Annotated in this window: 17 protein-coding genes and 1 pseudogene; 9 read left to right on the top strand and 9 right to left on the bottom strand. The window is 62.4% G+C overall.

What is annotated here, in order from left to right; translation table 11 throughout:
* Positions 1-518 precede the first annotated feature (518 nt).
* Positions 519-1,046: an L-2-amino-thiazoline-4-carboxylic acid hydrolase gene (locus tag ACVIHF_RS01890; protein WP_253610258.1), complete on the top strand. Its 528-nt coding sequence runs from the start codon at positions 519-521 to the stop codon at positions 1,044-1,046.
* Between the two features lie 677 nt (positions 1,047-1,723).
* On the opposite strand, the gene ACVIHF_RS01885 is transcribed toward ACVIHF_RS01890, so the two are convergent.
* Entirely contained in the window at positions 1,724-2,197 is a 474-nt protein-coding gene (locus tag ACVIHF_RS01885; protein WP_253610256.1) for a GNAT family N-acetyltransferase, read from the bottom strand.
* 535 nt (positions 2,198-2,732) lie between these two features.
* Between ACVIHF_RS01885 and ACVIHF_RS01880 the strand changes: the two genes are divergently transcribed.
* Positions 2,733-3,209 (top strand): Lrp/AsnC family transcriptional regulator, encoded by a 477-nt coding sequence (locus ACVIHF_RS01880; protein WP_253610255.1) that lies wholly within the window; start codon positions 2,733-2,735, stop codon positions 3,207-3,209.
* Between the two features lie 887 nt (positions 3,210-4,096).
* Positions 4,097-4,873 (top strand): autoinducer binding domain-containing protein, encoded by a 777-nt coding sequence (locus ACVIHF_RS01875; protein WP_253610253.1) that lies wholly within the window; start codon positions 4,097-4,099, stop codon positions 4,871-4,873.
* A 126-nt stretch (positions 4,874-4,999) separates the two neighbouring features.
* Here ACVIHF_RS01875 and ACVIHF_RS01870 read toward each other — a convergent pair whose 3' ends face one another.
* From ACVIHF_RS01870 to traA, 5 genes are all read right to left on the bottom strand, one after another.
* Positions 5,000-5,320, bottom strand: coding sequence for a transcriptional repressor TraM (locus tag ACVIHF_RS01870; RefSeq protein ID WP_253610252.1), 321 nt, complete (start codon positions 5,318-5,320; stop codon positions 5,000-5,002).
* Positions 5,321-5,855: 535 nt separating this feature from the next.
* On the bottom strand, positions 5,856-6,473 hold the full coding sequence (locus ACVIHF_RS01865; protein ID WP_253610167.1) for a TraH family protein: 618 nt from the start codon (positions 6,471-6,473) through the stop codon (positions 5,856-5,858).
* An 11-nt stretch (positions 6,474-6,484) separates the two neighbouring features.
* Entirely contained in the window at positions 6,485-7,720 is a 1,236-nt protein-coding gene (locus ACVIHF_RS01860) for a conjugal transfer protein TraB (RefSeq protein ID WP_256559075.1), read from the bottom strand.
* Positions 7,641-8,174, bottom strand: coding sequence for a conjugative transfer signal peptidase TraF (gene traF / locus ACVIHF_RS01855; RefSeq protein ID WP_375167155.1), 534 nt, complete (start codon positions 8,172-8,174; stop codon positions 7,641-7,643). Before traF ends, ACVIHF_RS01860 begins: the two co-directional genes overlap by 80 nt.
* On the bottom strand, positions 8,171-11,479 hold the full coding sequence (gene traA, locus ACVIHF_RS01850) for a Ti-type conjugative transfer relaxase TraA (protein WP_253610164.1): 3,309 nt from the start codon (positions 11,477-11,479) through the stop codon (positions 8,171-8,173). The genes traF and traA overlap by 4 nt, the downstream gene beginning before the upstream one ends.
* A gap of 248 nt (positions 11,480-11,727) precedes the next feature.
* On the opposite strand from traA, the gene traC reads away from it, so the two are divergent.
* From traC to ACVIHF_RS01825, 5 genes are all read left to right on the top strand, one after another.
* Positions 11,728-11,988 (top strand): conjugal transfer protein TraC, encoded by a 261-nt coding sequence (gene traC / locus ACVIHF_RS01845; protein WP_253610163.1) that lies wholly within the window; start codon positions 11,728-11,730, stop codon positions 11,986-11,988.
* A 4-nt stretch (positions 11,989-11,992) separates the two neighbouring features.
* Positions 11,993-12,208: a type IV conjugative transfer system coupling protein TraD gene (traD, locus tag ACVIHF_RS01840; protein ID WP_253610162.1), complete on the top strand. Its 216-nt coding sequence runs from the start codon at positions 11,993-11,995 to the stop codon at positions 12,206-12,208.
* Positions 12,195-14,117, top strand: a complete 1,923-nt coding sequence (gene traG, locus ACVIHF_RS01835; RefSeq protein WP_253610161.1) for a Ti-type conjugative transfer system protein TraG — start codon at positions 12,195-12,197, stop codon at positions 14,115-14,117. The genes traD and traG overlap by 14 nt, the downstream gene beginning before the upstream one ends.
* Positions 14,118-14,883: 766 nt before the next feature.
* A complete protein-coding gene (locus tag ACVIHF_RS01830) occupies positions 14,884-15,144 on the top strand; it encodes a WGR domain-containing protein (RefSeq protein WP_253610160.1) in 261 nt (86 codons plus the stop codon).
* 107 nt (positions 15,145-15,251) lie between these two features.
* Entirely contained in the window at positions 15,252-15,542 is a 291-nt protein-coding gene (locus ACVIHF_RS01825; RefSeq protein WP_253610159.1) for an HU family DNA-binding protein, read from the top strand.
* A gap of 35 nt (positions 15,543-15,577) precedes the next feature.
* Here ACVIHF_RS01825 and ACVIHF_RS01820 read toward each other — a convergent pair whose 3' ends face one another.
* The 3 genes from ACVIHF_RS01820 to ACVIHF_RS01810 all read right to left on the bottom strand — a co-directional run bounded on the left by ACVIHF_RS01820 (position 15,578) and on the right by ACVIHF_RS01810 (position 17,997).
* Positions 15,578-15,724 carry a hypothetical protein gene (locus ACVIHF_RS01820; protein WP_253610158.1) on the bottom strand — a complete coding sequence of 49 codons (147 nt, stop codon included), beginning with the start codon at positions 15,722-15,724 and terminating at the stop codon, positions 15,578-15,580.
* Positions 15,725-15,788: 64 nt separating this feature from the next.
* The gene (locus ACVIHF_RS01815) at positions 15,789-16,097 is read right to left on the bottom strand and encodes a DUF736 domain-containing protein (RefSeq protein ID WP_253610157.1); all 309 of its coding nucleotides are present in this window, start codon (positions 16,095-16,097) and stop codon (positions 15,789-15,791) included.
* A gap of 973 nt (positions 16,098-17,070) precedes the next feature.
* A complete protein-coding gene (locus ACVIHF_RS01810; protein WP_253610156.1) occupies positions 17,071-17,997 on the bottom strand; it encodes an ArdC family protein in 927 nt (308 codons plus the stop codon).
* A gap of 512 nt (positions 17,998-18,509) precedes the next feature.
* On the opposite strand from ACVIHF_RS01810, the pseudogene ACVIHF_RS01805 reads away from it, so the two are divergent.
* Positions 18,510-19,976: pseudogene (locus ACVIHF_RS01805) on the top strand (replicative DNA helicase).
* Positions 19,977-20,060 lie beyond the last annotated feature (84 nt).

Genomic DNA, 20,060 nt, shown 5'->3' with positions numbered 1-20,060 from the left:
TTCCGTTTGTTTCCGAGCTATTCTTGATAACAGTCCATTTTTTCCGCTTGCTTCGTGACTGTTCGCATTCAGCCCTGGCTTCGGCTCGCATCTCCCTGACGATGCATGTTTCGGGTCCGCCGAACCGGATAATGGATTTTCCAGGTGGACCAGCGGTCATCAACCCTCTCGGACGGATTGGCTCGCCTACGCGAGTTGGCGCCTCAACTGTCCATCGGCAAACAGCTGGCCCCTAGCCGCCGATATACGTAGAACTCCATTGTCCACGACTTGGAATGCGCTGTGCGATCGTTAGCCGCCACGGTATCGAACCGAACTACACGTACTTATTTTGCGAACGTTCTTGACCCGCGTCCAAGGAGGATGGCTCTATCAGCCGATCTGATTATTCGGCTTCAAGCAGCCTTTGCCTTGCATAAGGCACGCCAGGCCGCAGTCATGCCGCCCGTCAGACGACTTCTGTCCCGCCCGGACACCCCAACAGATCCACCGGATCGAGAGCTGAATGGAGAGTTGCCATGACCGATCAAGCCGAAGCGGGTTCTTCGTTGGACAACGAAATCGGAATTCTTGAACGGCGACAGATTGAGGCGGGCGTTATTGCGCCCATCTACGCCGTCATGTGCGAGCGCTTCGGTGAGGATCAGGCCAAAGCCGTTCTCGAGCTGGCGATCCGGCGCGCCGCCATCGCCGGCGGCAAGCATTTTGCCGCGCGCACCCCCGGCGGCACCAATATGCAGTCGTTTCGGGAGCTCCAGCCTCTCTGGACGAAGGACGATGCTCTGACGATCGAGGTCATCACGGCCACGGACGATCAATTCGACTTCAACGTCCATCGCTGTCGCTACGCCGAGACCTACCGTGAGATGGGCCTCGGTTCCATCGGCCATCTCCTATCGTGCAATCGGGACGGCTCGTTCTGCGAAGGTTACGACACGCGGCTCAAGTTGACGCGTACCCAGACGATCATGGCCGGCGCCGACCACTGCAACTTCCGTTATCGTCTTGAAGAGGACGAAGAGGCACCTGCCCCGGAGCAGCGCTAGTTCAGCACGACGGGCGTGACGCGCGCAAGTCGCGTCAGTCGATGCCCGATCGGAGCGTCTGAGCCAGATCATTCCGTGTAATTGCTAGACCCAGTTGTGAAGTGGAGGGTTCTTGCCATTGAGGCCATAGTTGCCGATCAGATGGTATTTCCAACGTACAGGATCGTGCAGCATGTGGGTACAGGCATTGCGCCGGTGGCGATCGAGGCTGAGGTTCGTACGGGCACTGCTCGCTCCACCGAACTACTGGATTCCGCGTTCGAAAGTGCCACTTTCCAGCTTGGAATATCGAAGTTCCCAAACCTATACTATCCCGAGATTATAGGAATGCCCCTCTGTTGGAGTGGACGGCTCTGAAATTGCATCGCGCTGCGTCAATCCCGGAGAACGTTGGCCTCAGCGCACAATTCCATCGGCTGCATATTGCAATCGACAATGCTGAGGGTGGAGCGGGCCACTCCAGTCTCGCGGAGGGAGCTCGGATTAGCTACGAACTAAAGAGCGGCCGTTCGGGCAAAAGTCTCCGCGGAAGAGCTCCGAGTTGGTAGACTCGTCGGTACGGACTCAATTCAACCAGCGTTGCTTGGGCAAATAGCCAAGAGGTTGCCAGGAGAACGGTGCCAGCGCTCTCCCTTCGTGAGATGAGATAAGATAGACTTCGTCAACAACGTCGAAATTCACAGCTCCATGTGTATGACCTCAATAGGCATGCCGCCGAGACCGTGAGAGAACGAGCCTCGGCCCACGCTTCGAAAGCCGCATTTTCGGTAGAAGCTTTCGGCGTTGATCGTCGCCTCAAGCCTGATTGGCCCACTATGGCCCAAGCGCGCTTGCGCTATACCCATCTCGAGCAACCGTCGGCTGAGTCCGACGCCTGCTAAATCGGGCAATATGAACAATCTGGTTACCTCGCTAGGCTCGACGTCGACAAATGCAACCACGACGTCTCCGCGCTGACACACGGTCATCCGTCCCTTGGCAATAAGGCCTTCGTAAAATACCGGCGTACGCTCACCCATCCAATTCTCGATTTGAGCCCGCGAGTAGGATGCGCCCGCAAGGCCAGCGATCGACGCCTTGGTGATGTTGAAAACCGTTTCCGCATCTTCCCGACGTGCGGGCCGAAAGGAAAAGTTGCCGTCGGCCATCATGAAAACCCGAATTCCGAATCGCTTCGTCTGCCTTTCAATCTGCGAAATCGCCGGGGCGCCAGTCAACAGTGCGCCTTAGCCGGTGGTGATGTTCCGATCCGCTGAGAGCGCGAAGTACCAGAGGCGCTAACGGCCCGACCAGCGAAGTTGAAACGATTGCCGACATCGGAACCGTCCGCCGAAGATCGACGTAAAATTCTTGAACGGCGACGCGTCGACGCGAGCATCATAGCGTCCATTTTTGCCGTTAACCGCGAGGCGTTCCGGCTCCGTCGCAAGATCACTGTGAGCTTCTTGCCTCAGGAAGTTGACATGACCTGATCGATGTAGAAGCTGCGCACGTTGGTGATGCCCTGCCCGCCTTACGCCAACGGCAACCGTGCTCCCACGGCTGTTCCAGTCCCGCCCGCACAATATCCCTGTTCGTTAGCTTGCTGTTCTAGCGCAGATTTTCGTCGTATTATTCTATATTGGGATGATTTTCTGCTTCTTGGCAAGTTTTCAGAGCTAAATCCACCTTAGGCTGGAGCGGATTATGCCCTACGACCGAACAGATGCCCGTATTCTCCAGATCGTGCAAAGGAATAACCGTCTAACCTCCGAGGCGATCGGCGAGATGGCGGGGCTTTCAGCCACCGCGTGTCAACGACGACTGAAGAGACTTCGTTCCGAAGGTATCATCGAGGCAGACGTCTCAATCGTTTCGCCGAAGGCAGCGGGAAGACCTATTCAAATGCTTGTGCTGGTGACCCTTGAGCGCGAGCGTTCAGACATCATCGACAGGTTGAAGAAGGCGATCAAAACGAACGATGAAATCGTCAATGGGTTTTATGTCACCGGCGATGCCGACTTTGTCCTGTACATGACCGCCCGCTCCATGGAAGATTATGAGCAGTTCACCCAGCAATTCTTTTACAAGAACCCAGACATTAAGGGTTTCAAGACGATGGTTATCCTGGACCGCGTAAAGGCCGGCTTTGCCATTCCAATCGAAGCTCCAGCCCAGGATTGATCAACCCCCCCCGCGACCACGAGAGTTGGGCATCTCACTGTCGGACCAATCGCGAGCGACGTCTCGAGACTACGTCCTCGTCGACTGCAACGCTCGTCATCCAGCCGACGGACGTCGGCGTTCGCGGCGAGTTCGAGAGGCCACCGTCGCAAAACAGCCACGGCATGGTTATCTGACGCCGCGAAGTCAGGACCTGTTAGCGAAGCCGACAGCCTTCCCGGTAAACCCAACTCCGACCGGCATCAACATCAGACCAAGATGACCACGGCAACATTTCCGATTGGATCGCCGCACAGCCAGCTCCCTGAAGCGCGCATCCTCGTGCTGCGTTCCAGCTCGCGCAGTTCGTCTGTCGCCGGTGATGCTCCATGCAGACTCGCATTCCGCCGCCATATCCATGTTGAATGTGTTAGCCGATCAGGACCCATAAGGCGGCTGCAGGATGCGGCCATCTTCGGCGGTCATCCGCCATCAGCGCCACCACCGAGACATTCCCCATAGGCTTCTCCTATGACCGACCCAAAAGTGCCTATTTGTCTGTCCGGGCAGCGCGCGTTACTCGTTAACAGTGTTCGGAGATCAGGGTCGGTGCGCGACGAAGAGCTTCAGCACGAAATGGTCGCGTGGTGTTGGCACCCGGCTCGTCTGCACGACGCAAGGCGCTATAGCCTTCACGCCGAGGACCAACGCAGAACTGAGCGTCCGATTCGCGGCAACCGACATTGAACCCTTGGGTTGAGGAGCGCGGTTTCGCCTGCGGCCGGATCGAACGCCTTAGAGGACGCAGGACACACCGATTGGATAGAGATCAATAGGTAAGCAACAGGGAGGTCGAATTCCGTCGAGTCACTCAAAAACGGTCATCAAATCAGAACAATGACAGAACCGTGACGCTCATCCGACGAGCAAGGTCGCCATCGCGCGGACGCTCGGAAGATGAAGACTGGGAGGAACTTAAATTGGATGGACAATTGCAGGCGTTGATGGACGCCATCGATCTCGCACGCGACGAGCGTTCCATTCGCAACGCGATCAAAAAGTTCACTGTCTCATCCGGCTTCGATCGCTATGCCTACATTCATATCAACGCCGATGATGTGGTCGCTTTGAGCGATTATCCCGCGGAATGGCAGAACCTCTATCTTGCAAAGCATTACACGATCATTGACCCTGTCGTAACGACCGCCAAACGCAGCATGCGGATGTTCGCCTGGTCGGCTGAGGAACGCGACGTGCGCAAAAGTTCGCGCGAGGTCAGGCAATTCTATTCCGAGGCGACTGACTTCGGCATTCGCTCCGGCGTTTCAATTCCGATCAAGACAAGCTATGGCCGCACCGCGATGATCACGCTCGCATCAGATCGTCGGCGGGTCGAGGTTCCGCCATGGGACCCGATGCAGGCGGCATTGGCGCTCGCCTACATTCATGTTCATCTCAGCCTGGCGTCTGCGTCGTCGTTCAAAACGGGGGATGTGACGTTGTCGACGCAGGAAGCGATTTCACTCAGCTGGTCATCATATGGCAAGTCGATGAACGTGATCGCCGACTTGCTTGGGATCAAGCCACGAACGGTCCAATTCTATCTGGATAACGCGCGCGACAAACTCGGCGCCAGCAACCTCCAGCACGCCGTCCGCATCGCCATGGAGAAAGAGTTGATCTAGATCCGGCGTGAGCGCCCCGGGGCAGCACTCACTCTCATGTTGGGTAATGCCCCGAGCGAGACAAAGACGGAAACCACGACGCCCACACCGGTGCGCGCTGATTCACGAAGTCTGCGAGTTTGCCGATTATCCGGCCGGTACCTTTGGAACGTAGCCGAGCCGATCGATCAGGTTGTTCAAAATAAGCTGGCGCGCCCGATGGTCGGCTTCCGCGTGTTCATGAATTCGTCGGAGTTCCGCCCGGCGTTCTGGGCCACAGTTTGTGTCAGTCTCTGCGGTTGCCCAGTCCAGTCGGGCCGTCTCGGCGAGCGCGACGCTAACCCGGTATTCGCGAATGGCGCCGACGGTTAAGTGTTCAATCTCCGGTTGCGTCATTCCGCCAAAGATGCGATCGAGATCGCAATTGAGCCCAATGCCGGGCGATTCATCATCCTTGATTGATACCACAACTCTCACACGGGCCTGGTCCGCGGTGCGCCCCCGCCGACGATAATCCTTTGATCCCTAGCCGGGGGTTGGAAACTGTGTCTAGACAGTCCTGCGACCTTTAGCACCGAGGCACCTGGACATACGTCACAGGCCCCCGGCCAATAGGTCAGAGGATCCTGATGCCGTCTCGGCCGGCACCAACCGCTAGACAGAGGTTTCCACACCTCCGGGCAGTGCGTACTGCCCTGTGATTCCTTATAGATCGATCGGGGGCCTGACGCCAGCCGTAGAGAATATGGCGAATTCAATCAAACCGGCTCAGTCTGAGCCGGCCAACAGCCGACCGAGATGAAAGGCGAGCCGGATGATTGACGGCGTGCGACACATGCAGATGAGCATCGGAAAAGAGTCCCCCGCGCCGGAACAGAGTTGGCTGGATCGCCGAGCGCCTGCATCTGAGCATTACGGAGCTGACGGGCGATAACGCTGCTTTGCAGCTCCCCTACACCGGGCCTGGCTGTCCAGCCCCCGATCGTCGCGTCCGGAGGTCGGCCTATTTCGGTTTGCTGACACCAATGCCGCTCAGATCGATCCGGATGCCCGCCTTGTTTGGATTGTCCGGCTCCTGCGGGGTCCCATTGACCGGACCGCTCGCGGACCTCGCCGCGTCATTCCCGTCCACGGGCTCGTCCCCAGAGTCGGGCTGAGGCTTGCGGGCTGGCAGGCTGCCGGGATCGGGCTCGTCGAATATATACCGCCCGTCGAAATAACCGGTCTTCCAGGCGTCGATGGCATCGCCGAACGCCTCGTCGACCGGTCCGCCATACCACTTCGTAACGATGCGATAGACTTTGCCGAAGAGTGCGGTTCCCATCCTGAGATTGGCACAGGCATCGACCAGATCTGGTTTGAGTTCGGCGACATCGTTGATGCCGAGTCCGGCCGGATATTGGGTTACGCCGACCCGGACCATAGCCTGACCGACGTAACGGCGGACCAACTCCATGGCGTCATCTGGCGTCTTGGGCGGTGCCACGAGGATGACGCGGTTTCCGGCGCGGATGGTGACGGCGAGCGGATCGGGCGATCCGACCGCGCCGATGAACTTCTCGATGATCGCAGGCTTCAGACCCGGATCGGCACATTGATGAATGGTGGCGGCATCGATCATGATGAACCCCTTCAGGTGTTGAACGAGAGCACGAGCGGCAGGGCGAACAGGCGCGCCCAGGCCTGTGTGCTCGCTCTCTGAATCGCGAGGACGTTGGTGCCGGCGGTCCACCAATCGTTACCGATCGCGACAAGCAGGTCGGGCGAATGGAGCATCGACTGCAGGACGGGCCAGACGAGTAACTGCTCGTAGCAGATCAGCGGCGCGACGCGCCGGCCGGCCGACTCCACGATGGGGCTGCCGAAGAACGTGGCTCTGGCGCCTCCGCCCTGCCCCGTCCATGCGAGCCAAGGTTGCCACATCGAGACCGGCACCGGCATTCGTTCGCCATAGAGCTGGCGTGCGCGGCCGGCGGCGATCTCCACCATGGCGTTCTCATAGCCTTCACGATCGACGATCGCCGCGCCGGCGATCACCGCGACGTCGGTGCCGCGAAGGCCGTCCGTCCAGAAGCCGCTCGTGGTCGGCGTCCACGGCCCGGCCGCGCTCTCGGGAAGCACGACAACGCGCGCTCCGGCGGCGCCAGCCTCGCGCACGCGCTGGAGAAGCGCCTTGGATTGATCGAGGTCGGGAGCCCGGCCGAGCGCACTCCCAAGCCTCGTATCGAGGCCAGCCCATCCGTCTGGTTGCGACGGCCGGGTCCAGTGCGCGGCCGACCAGGCCCAGAAGCTGGCCGCGACGATCGCCGCGATGGGCCACTTGCCGGTCGTCATGGTGAGCAGGATGGCTGCGGTCGCGCCCAGTCCCCACCATCCCCATCCGGGAAACAAAATGCCGGCCGCCGTGATCGGCTGCGCCCATCCGACGACCCCGAAAGGCGGCAGGCTCATCAAGATCGCCCCGAGCCCGAACCAAAGCGCCCTCTCCCAACCCGGCCGCCTTTGCCACAGCCCGGCGTGGACCAGGGTGAAGATCGCCGCCGCGCCGATCCACAAGGCGATGCCGACACCGAAATCTGTATCGTAGAAATTGACGACGCCGAGCGGCAGCCCGCGCGAAGCCGCAAGGAAATAGGCCGCGCTCACTGCCGCTGAGATCAACCGCGACGGCGCGAGCGCCCAAAGCGTCGGGAAGGCGCAGGCGAGCGGCAGAGCGAGTGGGTGACCGCACCAGGCAGCAGCCCCGACTGCAGCCGCGGCGCCGGCCATCGCCGCGCCGCGCCAGGGGCTATGGGCCGATGGCGAGGACCGGCCGGGCGAGGCCGAGAATGCCCGATGACGGGATCGGGCCAAAGTAGCGGGAATCATAGGAGCCTGCGAAGTCGGAGTGGAGATAGAGCTCGCCGGCGGGAATGACGCCACCGGCAAACGGCGCGAGAGGACGGCCGGCGGCGTCGGTATGCCGGACATCGGAATCGGGGAGCGGACGGCCGTCGATCGAGACGTGATCAGCCACATCGAGGCGTTGGCCGCCGATAGCGGCGACGGTCTTGATGAGGGGGCTTAAGCCCCCGGCGCAAAGTCCGCGCCGGAGGTAGCCGCGCGCAAAGGCGCGCTCGAACTCGGCCGTGTCCGGCGGACAGATGAAGACGAGATCGCCGACGGCGGCCTCACGATCCAGCGGCTCGATCCGCCAGAGCCCCCGCGGATAGCTCGGCGTCATGTTGATGCGCAGTCCGGCGCACCAGCCAGCGCCCGTGAAGGCAGCGACGAGTCCGGCGCCCGCCGCCAGGATCAGCAAGGGGAGGTGCCGAATGCTCATTTCAGGGTCTGCCCCGGGCTTTCGGTCAGACGCTGTGCCTCGGCCTGCTTGAGGGCCTGCGCGGCACGCTCCTGGGCGGCGAGTTGCTGTGCCGCACGCATCGCAGGCCAGGCTTCCGTGAGCTGGTCGCGACGCGCTGGATCCATGCCGGCCGCCGCCTTCTCGAAGGCCTGCCCCTTCGCCTCTCCGGCCGCGTTCGGCAGGAATGTGCGATCGCCAAAACGCTCTGCGACAGCCTTGTTGAAGCCGTCGATTTCCGCTTTCACCATCCGATCTGCGAGCGCGAATTCGAGCGCGCTGGGCAGGTCGTTGCGGTCGATGGCATCGCGCACGCGCTCGAGTACGCGACGCGCGTCGCGTGACAAGGCGGGGATGTCGATCCCAACACGCTGCCGGGTCGCGCGTTCCTCGGCTTCATGCTTGTGCTCGGCCTCGGCCCGAAGACGCAAGTAACGCTCGATGTCGCGCTTGAGCGCCGGCACATTGGCCTCGGCGCGCTGGCGCTCCTGTTTGTCGGCCTTGCCCGCCAGCAGGCCGGTCTTGCCGCGCAGCGCCCCGAATGAGTCCGGGCTCGAGGCGAGCAGGGCGAGCGTCGAAGTCGCCGCGGCGGAGTCCTTCAGCACGGCGTCGAAGTTCGTCGCGCGGAACGCGCGCTCGGGATTGACAAAGACCAGGCGGAAGCGAGTGGAGACTTGCTCCCACTGCTGCTTGATGGCGGGATCGGCGAGGATCCTGTCCTCGACGGTGTCGATGAGGGATTTCGGGAACGTCGTCACGGCGGCGACCATGGGCTTCTCCTCCTTGTGTGCGGTGCTGATGATGGGTTTGCGGCTGTCGATGAGGCCTAGTTTTTCGCCGAGCGCGCGCAATCGACGGCCGACGTCGGCAAGGCGCAGCTTCTGACGAACCGTCCAGCGCAGGCGGTCGTTCAAGAGCGTGCGCGCCACCTTGACGATGTGCAGTCCGCGGTTCGCGGCGAAACGCAGCGCATCGCGATAGAGACTGCCGCGTTCGTAATCGAGCGTAGTTTCCTTCGCCCGGCGCTGCGACAGGATCGGGATCAGGCCGCCTGCCCTCTGGAACGAACGCCGGCCGTAGTAGAGCGCCACATCCTCGCGATGGCGGGTTAGCGCGACATAAGTCAGGTGCTTGTCGAGGGACAGCGTTGCCAGCGCCTTGACCCGGTCGACCGTCGCTCCTTGCGCCTTATGCACGGTCGTCGCATAGCCGTGGTCGACATTGCGATAGAAGCGCTGATCGACCTCGACGCGGCGGCGGCCCTCGCCCTCACCGATCTCGGCGACCAGGCGCTCCGGCTCGGCGTCCACGACCTTGCCGATCATGCCGTTCTTGACGCCGAGCGAGCCCTCGTTCTTCAGGAAGACGATCTGGTCGCCCGGCGCAAACCTGCGCTCGCCATCCTCGGTCCGGAAGGCATATCCTGCTTCGACCAGACCGCGCTCGACGAGTTTAGCCCGCGCCATTTCGTTCAGCCCGCGGACGTCGCGGCGCAGATGCGCCAGGATCAATGTCGACTTGGACGGATCGTAGTCGCGATTCCAATCGGCGATCAGATTGTCGATCGCCTGTGCCTTCAACTCCGAGCCGAACAGACGTCCATGGTGACCATAGGCGGACAAGGCCTGCGCCGTCCGGCCACGGGCAAGATCGAGCGAGGCGTCACGCATCCATTGCTGGCGCTGGCGATAGATCGTTTCGAGTTCGGCATAGCCGATGCGCTCGACGATCGCGCGGAACGCCGCCCCCGCTTCGATCGGCTGGAGCTGCTCGGGATCGCCGACCAGGACGAGCTTCGCTCCTGCCTTTGATGCTGTTTCGACGAACAGCGCCATCTGCCGGGACGCGACCATGCCGGCCTCGTCCAGAACAAAAACCGTTCTATCATCGAGGCCATCGCGCCCGTTCTTCCAACGCAACTCCCACGAGGCCAGCGTGCGGGATTCGATGCCCGCCTCCTTCTCCAATCCCTCGGCCGCCTTGCCGGCCAAGGCGGCGCCAACGACCCGGTAGCCTGCGGCCTCCCACACCTCGCGCGCGCCCCGCATCATCGTGGTCTTGCCCGCCCCAGCACGGCCGACAACCGCCGCGATCCTCCCTCCGGACGCCAGATGCTCGATGGCGGTGCGCTGCTCGGCCGAGAGGTTGGCGTGCCGCGCGGACACGGCGGCGATGATTGGTGCATTCACCGCGAAATCCGCCCTGCCAGAGAGGTGAATCGCGCGCCGCGCCATCTCCGCTTCGAGCCGGATCAGCTCGCGTGTCGCGTATTTCGCCGGTACCCGCGCGCCGGTGGCGAAGTCGATGGTCTCGCTTTCCAGCCGCAGCGCATCCGGGCTTTGCAGCACCCGCGCCATCAACTGCTGGAAGGTTCCAACATCGTCGACATAGCGATGCAGGAGCTTGCCGACATCCCGCTCATCGAACACGCTCTTTTCCCGCGAAATCATGTCGAGCACGATCTCCGGACGGCGCTGGATTCGCCTGAGAGTTTCGGCGCGGTTCTCCTCGAAGACGCGCAGCCGTTCGAGGTCGGGATCGCGCCCCTCGCGCTCCGCCCGGCGCTGGATGGCCTTCGCCGCAACGCCGATATGGGTGGTCGGCGCGATATCGATCCCGCGCTCGGCGTAGGACCGCCCATCGACCCGAATCTCGTGACCGTTCAGGGCGAGATGCTGGTTCTGCAACTCGAGCCAGCCGTTGCGTTGCTCGAGGAACTCCTGTTTCTCGCCGGCCCAAAGCCGGTAGACGATCTTGCCGGACTTCATACGCAGCGGCTGCCCGTCCTCACCGATAACCGCGACCCGCTTTGGCCCGAATCCATCCTCAGTGAGAGGCCGCAGCGTCGTCATGAGGTGGACATGCGGATTGCCCGGCTCGTCATGATAGACCCAGTCCGCGACCTGTCCGCGCGACAGCACCTGTTCCGCCACGAACTGGCGCATCAGCGCGATGTTCTGCTCGGTCGTCAGTTCGACAGGAAGCGCGATGATGAACTCCTTGGCGAACTGCGCATCCGCGCGCTTTTCGAAGGCCTCGACCTTGTTCCAGAAGGCCTCCGACGCACCCGCGATGGAGCGATCGGCGATCATCGTCCGAAGCCAGGCGGGCGCGTTCGGCGGAACCTGAAATTCCTCGTGGATCATCCCGCCCTTGTTGGAATAGTCGACGGTTCGGCCCTCGGCCTCGAATTCCATCTTCGCGCAATGCCGGTAGGCGGCAGCCAGCACGGCGCTGCGGCCATCGCCGCGTCCGATGAGCTGGGGCGTGAAATGGGTGATGGCCACGGCTGGAGCGATCCCGAAACGAGTGAACATGCTGTTCGTCGGAACCGGCCGCCTACTCGAGGCGGGAAGCAGGACGTCGCGTCAGCGACGTATTACTGCGCCCTTGGAAGCCGCTCCTTCGGAACGGCGGGATGATCTTCCAAAGCGTCGGCTTCGCCGACCCCGTTAATTACCCGGGTCGCGCTTCGCGCTCTCCCTGGCTTTCTTGTCACGCGCTTCGCGCAGTTCGATGGGAAAGGTCTTCCGGAATGAAAAAGCCCTCGCGGCAAATCAGGGACGAAATCGCACGGCTCCAGGACCAGCTGAAGCAGGCTGAGACGCGGGAGGCCGAGCGCATCGGCCGCATCGCGCTCAAGGCCGGGATGGGAGAGATCGAAATCGAGGAAGGCGCGTTGCTGTCTGCGTTCGAGGAGATCGCGGGCCGGTTTCGCAAAGGCGGGAGCCGACCCGCCGAGGCGGCCACGGCCGTCCCGCCTGGCGCGTTTTCGGGCTTGGCTGAACAGGGCTGAACGCATGCGCCGCTCCGATGCCAATAACGCCCGCAAGAAGGACACACGGGAGAAGATCGAGCTCGGCGGCCTAATCGTGAAGGCCGGGCTGCGCTACGAGAAGCGCGCGCTGTTGCTCGGCATGCTGGTCGACGCCGCGGGCCGGGTGCGCGCGAGCGACGTCGAGCGAGAGCGCCTGAGCGCGATCGGAGCAAAGGCATTCGGCAATGAACGCAAATAGGGTCGCCCTCGCCATCGTCCCGTTCGCGCTCATGATCGGTGCGCTGATCGCACTGCGCGGGCACGAGCAATGGCTCGCGGATTTCGGTCGGACGCCGGCAGCGACGCTGATGCTGGGCAGGTGCGGGATCGCCCTGCCCTATCTCGGGGCTGCGGCCATCGGCATCATCGTCCTGTTCGCCAGCGCCGGCGCGCTCACCGTGCGGGCCGCCGGCTGGAGTGCCACAACGGCCGCAGCGGCGATTATCGCATTCGCGGTGTGGTTGGAAGCGAGCCGCCTGTTCGTTCTCTCAGCTCGTGTGCGGGACGGGTCGGTCCTTGCCTATGTCGACCCCGCCACGCTCATCGGCGGGCTCGCCGTTGCCGGATGCGGACTGTTCGCCCTGCGTGTGGCTTTGATGGGTAATGCCGCGTTCGCCGCGGCTGCGCCGCGCCGGGTCTTGGGCCAGCGGGCGATCCACGGCGATGCGCAATGGATGACCCTCGTCGAAGCGGCACGATTGTTTCCGGAGGCCGGCGGCATCGTTGTCGGCGAACGTTATCGCGTCGACAATGACGCCGTTGGGGACCAGGCCTTCAGTGCCCCAGCGCGCGCCAGCTGGGGCGCAGGTGGGCGCGCCCCGCTTCTGTGCTTCGAGGCCACCTGGGGCTCGACGCATGGCATCGTCTTCGCCGGATCGGGCGGCTTCAAGACGACCTCGGTGACCATTCCGACCGCGCTGAAATGGGGCGGCGCGCTCGTCGCGCTCGACCCTTCCAACGAGGTGGCGCCAATGGTGATCGAGCATCGCCGGCGGGCCGGGCGCGACGTCTTCGTGCTGGACTCCCATGTGGCTGAGGTCGGGTTCAACGCGCTGGATTGGATCGGCCGGTTCGGCGGCACCAAGGAGGAAGACATCGCGTCAGTCGCGTCGTGGATCACGACCGACGCGCCGCGCGCCCACTCGGTGCGCGACGATTTCTTCCGCGCCTCGGCCTTGCAATTGCTGACGGCGCTGATCGCGGATGTGTGCCTGTCTGGTCATACGGAAAAGAAGGATCAGCATCTGCGCCAGGTGCGCGCAAACCTGTCGGAGCCGGAGCCGAAGCTGCGCGAACGGCTGCAGGCGATCTACGACAACTCGCAGTCGAAATTCGTGAAGGAGAACGTCGCCGCCTTCGTCAACATGACGCCAGAAACCTTCAGCGGCGTCTATGCCAATGCGGTGAAGGAGACGCACTGGCTGTCCTATGAAAACTACGCGGCGCTGGTCTCGGGAAGCAGTTTCTCGACCGACGAGCTCGCGGCGGGAATGATGGATGTGTTCATCAATCTCGACCTGAAGACGCTGGAGAACCATCCCGGCCTGGCGCGGTTGATCATTGGGGCGCTGATGAATGCGATCTACAATCGCGGCGGCGAGGTATCGGGACGGACCCTGTTCCTGCTGGACGAGGTCGCGCGGCTTGGCTTCATGCGCATCCTCGAAACCGCGCGCGACGCCGGACGCAAATACGGCATCACCCTGCTCCTGCTGTTCCAATCGATCGGACAGATGCGGGAAGCCTATGGCGGACGCGATGCCGCCTCGAAATGGTTTGAGTCGGCGTCATGGATGTCGTTCAGTGCGATCAACGATCCGGAGACGGCCGACTACATCTCGCGCCGCTGCGGTGACACCACGGTCGAGGTGAGCCAGATCAGCCACAGTTCGCAAGCGTCGGGGTCGTCGCGCACCCGATCGCGCCAATTGTCACGACGTCCGCTGATCCTGCCGCACGAGATCACGCAAATGCGCAGCGATGAGCAGATCGTCTTCACACCCGGCAATGCGCCGCTGCGCTGCGGCCGGGCAATCTGGTTCCGACGCGCCGACATGAGCGCCTGCGTCGGGACGAACCGCTTCCAGGGTCAACGTGATGCGCGATGACCGACGTCGTGGACAGGTCGGCAAGGTGCGCGAGGACCATTCCTCGAGACGGCCGATCGATCCGGCAAGGCTCGGCCTGCGTGAGGATCGTCACCCGAATGGGCGGAGACCGCCTGCGGGCTCCGGGAGCGCCGCCTTGGCGGCGCGACTAGAGCCGTCCCCCGAAGGGGGCTCGCCCAAGTGTTTTTCCTAGACAGAAGCACCGCGGGCTAGCCAAGCGACCGTGACCCATCGATCGGCATATCCGCTCAAGACGACCGTCAGGGTAGACGTCCGCATTGAACGGAAGCGACAGCTCGCAGCTGAAGCGGTTCCCAAAAAGGAGGCAGAGTCACCGTCGAGGGCGACCCATGAGATCTGTGCTCGCTGGGGCCGTCTCATTCAGGGGGTTGGGTGCGTGCCCGGCTTTTGCCCACAACGGACTATCCGATCGGCTGATGTTCGCGATCACCGTGCTGCACAGGGACATGCTGGCGGAGACATTCCCCGTGTGCGGTAATGGGTGTCGTGTAATCTGCGTGGTCGGGGAGCATTCTCGCTCGTGACTGGCGTCAGGGACGAAGACCGGTACGGTCGCGAGCTGCGCACCGTGACGCGCGAGGGATCCTCTATCGGTGAGACCCGGCGACGGTAGGGTTCACGCGACCATGGGATCGAGCGCGGCGTCCCTTCGAGGTGATTGATGTATTAAGAAAATGAATCGAACCCCTTGATCGATTCATAGAAGTCATTGGACGTCACTTCCGAAGGAAGCCAGAATCCGTCCATGCTGAAACCCGAGCCAGGGCCGGTTCATCTTCGCCGCATCGATGCCGCGCGCAATATGCGGCGGTTCTATGTGCTGTCCATTCAGCCGACCTTGTTCGGGGGAATATCGTTGATCCGGAACTGGGGCCGGATCGGCACGAATGGCCAGACGATGGTGCAGACGTTTGATGGCAGCGACGAAGCGGGAGACGCATTCGAACGGCTGGAGCGCGCCAAGCGCAGGCGCGGATACGCTGCTGTGGAGGAGAAGGTCCGATAGTTCGTCAGTTTTCCGGGGATTGTGGCTCTGCCCGCGATATCGGCCCTACCCGTCCGGCGCCCTTCATGTCAGACGGGAGAAAATCACAGCAAGATGGAGCCGGTTCCATGGCCACCGCGAATGAAATCGCCGATAAAATCGCCGCCGAGAACAGCCTGACAAAGACACAGGGGAAAGCCATCGTCGACAGCGTATTCAAGGCTATCGCCGATGCAGCCGCGGGCGGGGCGGAGACGAGTATCGCCGGCTTTGGCAAGTTCAAGATCAAGGATACCCCTGCCCGCGAGGGCCGTAATCCGTCGACCGGCGCAACGATCGCGATCGCAGCGTCCAGGAAGCTGACCTTCACGCCAGCCAAGGCCATCAAGGACGCGCTCAACGGAGGATCGCGGCCCTAGCGGCGGTTGCACCGTCAGTCGGTAGATGAGGGGGCTTAAGCCCCCTCATCCTCAAGCGCGAGCGCTTCGTTGCGTTGCCGGATGAGGTCGGCCAGTTCGGCTTCGAGCGCCTTGCGCTCAGCGGGAGTGAATAGGCATTGCCGCAACTCGGCGCGCAGTTCCTCGATGACGTCGACGGTCATGAGCATGTCTCCGATTGATAAGGAAGAAGGCCCCGCCTTGCGGCGGAGCCCTCTGGCGTGAGCCTCAGTCCCGGTTCGGCCGGGACCAGATCAGCTGCAGGCCATCCTCGCCCTCCACCTCGATCAGGGTGGCGTAGATCGGAGCGGGGAAGCTCGGGTCGTCCAGCTTGATCGAGAGGTAGTCGCGGCCCTCGTTGGAGACCTTCTGCCAGGCGGCGCCCAGCTCGACATTGCCCGAGTAGATGCGGAAGTGGGGTCCCTTGTCGGAGGGGTTCTCGACGCGGGCCAGCTTGGCCTTGACGTTGAGGTTCAGGGTCTTGATGGCGCCGGAGAAACCGTTGCCCGTGGAGGTGAAGGTGCCGATGGTAGCCATTGTCTCATTCCTTTTGGTGTTCTCGGGCCGCGCCTATCGCGACCTCGATGGCGGTCGTGAGACCGGAGGCGATCGACCTGCACCCGAAGGGCCGAAACAAAGTGGAGGGCGGCCGGGAGCGACTTTCTTGAACCGCGAGGAATGGCGCGCAGCGCCAGGGGAAGAAAGTCGACGACGGACGTTGCGGGGACAAGATCGAGAGCCCGCGAAGCGGGATCGGCCTTCGGTCAGACCAGCCTCTATCGAGGACGCAGATGGGCGTGCCCGTCGTGAACGCACATGGAATGAAGACAGGCGCCTTTGGCCCACCGCATCACGAGGCAACGAGCGCAGCACATCGAGACGCAACCGTTCTCAACCAGGTCGGCGTTATAGCGTGTTCCCCGAGGCAACGAGACCGCTGATCTCTGCAATCTCGGGACTCCTGTCGAGGTCGCCGCCGCAAAGATCGACAACGAGACGCCGACGTTCCCGTGTGCTGGACGCCGCTTTCGCCGCGCCGAATCCATCCGCATGATCGTCGGCGGGTGCGGCAAGGCCGGCAATCAGGTCCGACCGCAAGCGCAAATGACATCCGCCAGAGGGATTCGCCGCAAGGCGGGTCTTCACCTTGGCGATCGGACGGGGCAGAGCGGCGTGCGCACCGCATCATCAGGTGATCAAGCAGGCCGCGGATTGCGGGAGAGAACGTACTGCGCTCCCACTCAACGGGTAGAGCATGGAGCATGAGGCGACGTTTCGTTCCGCGGATGCTGCCGCATGAAAGCGGCGATCGATGCCCGACGGCGTCCTTCCCTGCAAGTATCGTATTTGGGCGAAGGTCGGCGCCCGAAACGCTGTGGGAGGGGAACGGCAGGACGTGCGGGGCCATCGCGCAGAGGCTCGTAAACGGCGCTAGGATCCCAGCGCGCATTGGCGAACACGGGTCGGGGAGGGCTGAGTGCCCTCCCCTCAACGAGTCAAGCGCGCGACATCAGGCTGCATCCTGCTTGCGATCGTTCTGGGGCTGCAAGCTGTGGAGATAGGCAACGGCCCGCTGCGCATGGGCGGCGGCGGTGAAGATAGCTCGCCTGTCGTTGGAAAGAACGGTCAACCAGCTTGCCAAGTAAGCGGCGTGATCGGGCCTTGGCTCAAGCTCGGGAACGATGCCGAGATCGGCGCAGACCAGCGCGGAGCCTATTTCCGCGACGAGTTCTTCCCTCGCCCTGTCGCTGCGATCCTTCGCGTAGCGGTTGAGATCGCGACCAACGCGACGAGAATCCGCAGTCCAGTGAATATGCTCATGACTCAGGACCGCCACGTATGACGCTGCATCGCGGAAGCTCTCGAATATCGGCATCTGCACGTGATCGGTCGACGGCGAATAGAACGCCCGCGATCCGCCATGCCGGACCACGGAGCCGGTGTTGGCAAAGAAGCGATCGGCCTGCTCGATCCGAGCGACTGGATCGAGTACTGGCGTCGGCCGGTGATAATAGTGTTCCGGCAGACCGTCGACCTGCTCGACGTTGAACACGTTGTAGGCCTTGAGAAAAGGGATGTCCCGTTCGACCTCGCCGCCGTGATCGTCCGTCTCAGTTTTGGTGAACCGGCTTGCATAGATCACCGTCGAGCTCGTCTCGCCCTTGCGGACATGGCCGCCGAGTTCGATCGACTGCTTGAACGTCATCCAGATCGGCGACGTGAAGCCGCGCGCCAACCCCTCCGACCACAACAACAGGACGTTCATCCCCGTGTACGGCTCGCCGTTATGGCGCAGCGGACGGGTGATCCTGCCCTTGGCATTGCCGCTGCACCAGGGCTGCACCCAGGGCCGCACACCCTTTTGCAGATCGGCGACGATACGTTCAGTAATTCGCGCATAGACGTCAGCGCGTCCGTTTTCCTTATTCCTATTCATTTTCCAGAGCCTCCGTTTCAGAGGCCGCGCCCTTCGCGGCCGTCACGGCGGTCCGTTGCCGGGGAATTCAGGAGGACGGCGCACCCTCGGGCCGGAACGAAGTGGAGGGCGGCGAAGCCGCTGCGCCGGGCGCCGGCCCCGGCAGGACTGAGAGCCGGGACGGCCGCGAAGGGCGCAGAGACTTCCCTTCCTGTCCGCCTCTGGCCTTGCTTCCTTCCCCCATCAGAGACGGTCTCTATCTTGTTGCGTGTGGAGGACACGAAGCCGGCGGCGCGATGGCTGTTCGATTCGTCGAACGACAACGCAGGAGCTGTTTCCGCTGAGCCTACGTTCCGGGCGGTGCCGATAAACCTTCGCAATTCTGCGATTCGGCTCATCACAAGCGATTCTTTCCGGGGCGCCAAAGATTTGGCGTGTCGCTTCCTGGTGCGAACGACGGGGACAAAAGATAGCCTTGCGCGGCGGCACGCGCGATTCGGATGTGTCGCTGATTTCGATTGGCGCAGGGATCCATGGCTCAAGCGGCACACAGACTCGAACTGGCGGAGATCGAGCAATATCGCGCGATGCCGCACAACATCGAGGCCGAACAGGCGTTGCTCGGAGCAATCCTGATCAACAATGCCGCATTTTATCATGTGTCCGACTTCCTGAGGCCGGACCACTTCTTCGAGCCGCTTCACGGCACGATTTACGAGATCGCAAGCGGGTTGATCAGTGTGAACAAGACGGTCACCCCGATCACTATCAAGACCTTTCTTCCCGCCGATCTGGATATCGCCGGGTTGTCGCCATCCCAATATCTCGCCCGTCTCGCTGCGGAAGCGACCACGATCGTCAACGCAGCCGACTACGGGCGCACGATTTATGATCTCGCGCTACGGCGCGAGATCATAAATGTCGTAGACGACATGCGCAGTGCAGCCTTCGGCGTGGCCATCGATTCCCCGCCGGCGGAGCTCATCGAACGGGCCGAGCAATATGACGTCGCCGAGACCGGACGGTTCGGCGGAGGATTCGAGACCTTCGATTCGGCGCTCTCCCATGCCATCGACCGCGCGGCGCAAGCGTATCAGAGCGCCGGTAAACTCTCGGGCTTGCCGACCGGACTCAGGGACCTCGATGCGAGGATGGGCGGCTTGCAGCCATCCGATCTCATCATCCTCGCTGGTCGCCCGGGTATGGGTAAGACGGCGCTTGCGACCATTGTCACCTACAATGTCGCAAGTTCATATCAGCCTGCTGCGGCAGACGACGGCTCCCGGAAGGCTGCTGCCGGCGGGATCGTGGCGTTTTTCTCGCTCGAGATGTCGTCGGAGCAACTCGCCACGCGCGTCATATCCGAGCAAGCGGAGGTATCGTCATCAAGCATTCGTCGCGGCGTCATCGATGAACGGCAGTTCGAGCGGCTTGTCGACCGCCGCGATGGGATGCGGCGCACCCCGCTCTATATCGACCAGACCGGCGGCTTGAGCATTGGCCAGGTGGCGGCGCGCGCAAGGCGTTTGAAGCGGCAGCGCGGGCTCGATCTGATCGTGATCGACTATCTTCAACTGATGCAAGGCCGGACACAGCGCGCTGCGCAGAACCGCGTCCAAGAGCTCACCGAGATCACGACGGGCCTGAAGGCGCTGGCCAAGGAACTCAACGTGCCTATCATCGCACTCTCGCAACTCTCCCGTCTGGTCGAGAACCGGGAGGAGAAGCGGCCGCAGCTGTCGGACCTGCGAGAATCGGGTTCGATCGAGCAGGATGCGGACGTCGTGTTGTTTGTGTTTCGTGAAGAGTATTACCTGAAGAACAAGGAGCCGAGGCCGGGCACTGAGGAGCATCTGACATGGGAGGCCGATCTAGCGGCGGCACACGGCAAGGCGGAGATCATTATCGGCAAATAGCGTCACGGGCCCACTGGCACGGTGATGTTGTCGTTCCAGGGCGAGTTCACGCGCTTCGCCGATCTGGCGGATGATCGGGGATGAACAATTCGGTGCAAGAGCACGCGACATGACAAAGGCCGCTCGTTCGGAGCGGCCTTTGTCATGTCGGCGACGAGAGATAATTGG

This window comes from Bradyrhizobium sp. USDA 4506 (genome assembly GCF_054058795.1).
The sequence above is the reverse complement of the archived record's forward strand: the minus strand, read 5'-3'. Positions and strand labels throughout refer to the sequence as shown.